General features: G+C 67.2%; 4 protein-coding genes and 2 pseudogenes. 5 read left to right on the forward strand and 1 reads right to left on the reverse strand.

The window, feature by feature from the left end:
• From G3N96_RS37605 to G3N96_RS37615, 3 genes and pseudogenes are all read left to right on the forward strand, one after another.
• Positions 1-193, forward strand: a pseudogene (locus G3N96_RS37605) (hypothetical protein); the annotation flags it as partial.
• A pseudogene (locus tag G3N96_RS37610) lies at positions 121-1,131 on the forward strand (TolC family protein); the annotation flags it as partial. The pseudogenes G3N96_RS37605 and G3N96_RS37610, both read left to right, overlap by 73 nt.
• 305 nt (positions 1,132-1,436) lie before the next feature.
• A complete protein-coding gene (locus G3N96_RS37615; RefSeq protein WP_011354660.1) occupies positions 1,437-2,144 on the forward strand; it encodes an MgtC/SapB family protein in 708 nt (235 codons plus the stop codon).
• A 46-nt stretch (positions 2,145-2,190) separates the two neighbouring features.
• Here the strand turns inward: G3N96_RS37615 and G3N96_RS37620 are convergent, their stop codons facing one another.
• Positions 2,191-2,910: an autoinducer binding domain-containing protein gene (locus G3N96_RS37620; RefSeq protein ID WP_206140374.1), complete on the reverse strand. Its 720-nt coding sequence runs from the start codon at positions 2,908-2,910 to the stop codon at positions 2,191-2,193.
• A gap of 72 nt (positions 2,911-2,982) precedes the next feature.
• Between G3N96_RS37620 and G3N96_RS37625 the strand changes: the two genes are divergently transcribed.
• On the forward strand, positions 2,983-3,426 hold the full coding sequence (locus tag G3N96_RS37625; RefSeq protein WP_206140375.1) for a DUF4902 domain-containing protein: 444 nt from the start codon (positions 2,983-2,985) through the stop codon (positions 3,424-3,426).
• A 214-nt stretch (positions 3,427-3,640) separates the two neighbouring features.
• Complete coding sequence (locus G3N96_RS37630) at positions 3,641-4,249, forward strand: acyl-homoserine-lactone synthase (protein ID WP_206140376.1); 609 nt, start codon at positions 3,641-3,643, stop codon at positions 4,247-4,249.
• Positions 4,250-4,477 lie beyond the last annotated feature (228 nt).

Below are 4,477 nucleotides of genomic sequence, written 5' to 3' on the forward strand. Positions count from 1 at the left end.
GAAGCGCTTCGAGCAGATGTCGTTCGGCACGCGCAAGAAACTGTTCCTGACGGCGACGACGCTCGGCGCGCCCGCCGTCGTGATCGCCGACGATCCGGACAGCGGGCTCGATGCCGCGTCGCGCGCGTCGAAGCGGCCCAACAGGCATCGATCGCGTCGAACGTCGCGTTTACGGCCGTCCACCAGCAGGTGATCCACGACGTGACCGTCGCGTACTACCGCTACGAAGCCGCACGCTCGCGCGCGCTCAGCGCCCAGCAGGGCCTCGCGAACGCGGACGCGATCCTCGCGGCCTCCCGCGCGCGACTCAAGCACGGCGTCGGCACGGTCGTCGAACTCGCACAGGCGACGCAGAACCGCGCACAGGCCAACCTCGCGCTCGTGCAGGCGAACGGCGCGGAGAGCGACGGCTACCTCGCCCTCGTCGCCGCGCTCGGCATCTCGCCGCTGTCGAAGCCGACCGTCGCCGCGCTGCCGAAGCGGCCGCTGCCGCCCTCGCTCGGCTCGTCGGTCGACGCGATCGTGTCGGATGCGATCGCGCGCCGCCCCGACCTGCAGGGCGCGTTCGCGCTCGAAAAGGCCAATCGCGCGAAGATCAAGGCCGCTGAAGCCGCGTTCATGCCGAAGATTTTCCTGTCCGCGTCGACATCGTACGCGAGCGGCGGCACGTCCATCTCCGCGCTGCCCGCGATCGGCGACCAGGCGCCGACCGTCAACCTGAACGGCAGCCGCTACGGCGGCGGCGTGTTCCTCGGCGTGACGATTCCGCTGTACGACGGCGGCCTGCGCTCGGCCGTACTGATGCAGGCGCGCAACGACGCGGAAAGCGCTTCCGCGCGCCTCACGCGGACCAAGGAGGAAGCGGTCCGCCAGGTGGTCGCCGCGCAGAACGCGGTACAGACGAGCCTGGCGTCGCACGACGCCGCGAAGGCGCTCGTCGATGCAGCGCAGACGAGTTACGACGCGGCGCTGACCGCGTACCGGAACGGCGTCGGTTCGGTCACCGATGCGACGATCGCGCAAAGCCAGTTGCTTGCCGCCCGCAACGCGGAGGTCGACAGCTATGCCGGGGCGCTGTCCGCCGCGGCCGCGCTCGCGCTTGCGACGGGGACGATCGGCTCGGCGCAGTAGCGCGGCCGCCGCGAGGCGGTTGACGCATGCGCTCGCCGCCTACTAGAATGCCGCCCATTCTTCCTTCAGGAACCATCGTGGACAGTTGCAGCACTCCGTTGCGTGCGCCGCTTGCCGCCTGAACGCCTGTCCGACGCAGTTCTCCTGCCCGGCTCGCGTTCCGCGAGCCGCACGCCACCCGTTTCACACTGAATGACGCATTCGCGCGGTACAGTACCGCGCGATGACGGCTATCTTCGTGTCGCCCGCGGCCTTGCGCCGCCGCGACGCGAAACGGCACGCGCTCCTCGCACGGCAGGACAACCATGACTTTCGATTTCGCACTCCGTCTTTTCACCGCGTTCGCCTGCGGCGTCGCCATCGGCATCGAACGCCAGATGCGCCAACGCACGGCCGGCCTGCGCACCATCACGCTCGTCGCGAGCGGCGCGTGCCTGTTCGTCACGCTCGGCGTGCTGACCGGCAACGGTGTCGCGGGCGTCACGCAGATCGCCGCCTACGTCGTGTCGGGCGTCGGCTTCCTCGGCGGCGGCGTGATCATGCGCGACAAGGGCTCGATCCAGGGCATCAACACCGCCGCGACCTTGTGGTGCTCGGCCGCCGTCGGCGTGCTGTCCGGTTCCGGTCATTACGTGCCGGCGCTCGCCGGCACCGGCGTCGTGCTGCTTACCAATACGCTGTTGCGCAGCGTCAGCCAGGCGATCAACGCGACGCCGGTATCGAACGCCGATCTCGTGCGCGAATACCAGATCACCGTGATCTGCCTGGCCTCCGACGAAGTGCACATCCGCACGCTGCTGTCGAACTCGATGTATGCGAAGCCGCTGTCGTTCCAGAGCCTCACGAGCGAGGACGTGCCCGACCAGCCGGACCGGCTGAAGGTGACCGCGACACTGAAGCTGCATCCGAAGGATCAGCAGAAGCTCGAGCAGATCGCGAGCCGGATGAGCATGGAGAAGAGCATTTCCAGCGTGAGCTGGACCGCGAAGGAAGCAGAGCCGATGATGGAGTGAGCGGCCTGGCGGCAGCCGCATGTCGCGCTGCCGCCTTCACGCCCTGTCAGGGCGTCTCGATCAGCCCGGCCGAGATCGCCTTGACGACCGCCTGGACCTTGTTCGTCGCGCCCAGCTTCTCGAGGATGTTGTTGACGTGGAAGTTGACCGTCCGCTCCGAGATGCTGAGGATCTGGCCGATCTCGCACGCGGTCTTGCCCTCGGCCGTCCAGCACAGCACCTCGCGTTCGCGCGCGGTCAGCGTGACGCTCGCCGCCGGCGCCAGCTTCGGCACCATGAAGCGGCTCATCAGCGAATGCGACAGGTTCGCGAGCCAGTTGGTCTGCAACGTCAGCATGTTGATCTCGGCCGGCGTCAGCCGGTCGGCATGGCGGGCGATGCTCAGCAGGCCGAACGCGCCGCGGGGCGCCCAGCTCGACTGCGCGACGCCCACCGACAACCCGCAATCACGTGCGTCCTGCCACAGCGGGCACGGTTCGATCCGGTCGACATCCGGCCAGACGATCATGTTGGTGCTGAGCGCGCCATCGCGAACCGTCGAGTCGATCTCGATGTAGTTCTGCGCCTGATAGTGCGCCATCCAGCCGTCCGGATAGGTATCGAAGATCGCGACCGCGGGCTTCGATACGGGCAGCGGGACGCGAATGCCGTAACAGCAGTATTCGAATCCCAGCCGCTTGGAATAGGCGGCGATCCGCTGGAAGAGCTGCTGCTCGTCTTCCGCGGCGCTGAATTGTTGATAGGCATCCTGCCAGCGCAGTTCCATTCATTCTCCGACAACGTCACGCTGTCATACTTGTCAGGTTCCAGACCCGTTCGAGGCTGATACATTCCGCGCATGACTTCACCTTTGCTGCACTCGGTCCCCGGCCCGTCCCCGGACGGCTACGTACGCCTGTCAGAAAGCGCTCTGGCCGCGCTTGCGCTCGACCATGTCGCAAGCGGCCTCGACGCATCGCTGCTCGAGGAATTGCGCGACAGCGCCATCGACGCGCGCCTCGCCGGCTACACCGAATGGCATCGCCCGGCCCGTGCCGGCGTCGCTTACGTGACGATCGGCTGGGACTGGTACCTCGAACGCGCGACGGGCGCGTTCGTGATCGCAGGCGGCGACGTCCGCAGCAACGTGATGATCACCGACGCCACGGGCGCCGACATCGGCATGTTCCGCACCGCCGCCGCGCTCGCCGCACGGCTCGCGTGCATCGACTGGCCCGCCGCGGTCGCGTCGGCCCTGCTCGGGCGCAACGACGCCTATCATGCCGGTCCGACGCTCCAGTGACAACTGGCTGCGCCTCTATTCCTCTGACTATTTCCGCCAGGCTGGCGCTCTTTATAAGCAAAAGCGCCACGGTTTTCAATCCCGTTGATCAAGAAACCGTTACCACGTCCTAAACGGCATCTTTCCGACGCCATCCTGTAAGAGTTACCAGTTACCGCCCCCTCGTGCTGCGCGATGTAATGCGTGCATACAAAAGCACAGATCCGAGGACACCATGCGGACCTTCGTTCACGAGGAAGGGCGGTTGCCACACGAACTTGCGGCGGATCTCGGGCGCTATCGGCGCCGTGTGTTCGTCGAGCAGCTCGGCTGGGCACTCCCGTCGGCGAACGAAAGCTTCGAGCGCGACCAGTTCGATCGCGACGATACCGTGTACGTGTTCGCGCGGAACGCCGGCGGCGACATGTGCGGATGTGCGCGCCTGCTGCCGACCACGCGTCCGTATCTGCTGAAGTCGCTGTTCGCCGACCTGATCGCCGAAGACATGCCGTTGCCGCATTCGGCTGCCGTCTGGGAGTTGTCCCGGTTTGCGGCAACCGACGACGAAGGCGGGCCGGGCAATGCCGAATGGGCCGTGCGCCCGATGCTCGCAGCCGTCGTCGAATGCGCGGCGCAGCTTGGCGCGCGGCAGTTGATCGGCGTGACGTTCGCGAGCATGGAGCGGCTGTTCCGCCGGATCGGCATACACGCGCACCGCGCAGGCCCGCCGAAGCAGGTTGACGGACGTCTGGTGGTCGCGTGTTGGATCGACATCGATCCGCAAACGTTTGCCGCACTAGGAATCGAGCCGGGGCAGGCCGCCCGGCAAGCCATCGCCGCCTGAACCGGAACGCACGTTTCTGTCCGGGCGGTATCGTAACGAAGGAGAATCAACGTGGACCAGTCTCAGGTCTTTCGCGCGATGATGCCCGGGTTGACGAGCGCCAACGGCGCCCGCATCGCGGTCGCCTACCCGTCGTTTCCCCGGCCGCTGCCGCTCGTGCGGCTCGACCGCCGCGGGCTCGTGTTCCGTGCGGCCGGCGCCGCGCCGCTGGTCTGCGGGCTGCCGCGT

It is taken from the genome of Burkholderia sp. Se-20373, assembly GCF_017104705.1.
In the GTDB taxonomy this organism is placed as follows: domain Bacteria; phylum Pseudomonadota; class Gammaproteobacteria; order Burkholderiales; family Burkholderiaceae; genus Burkholderia.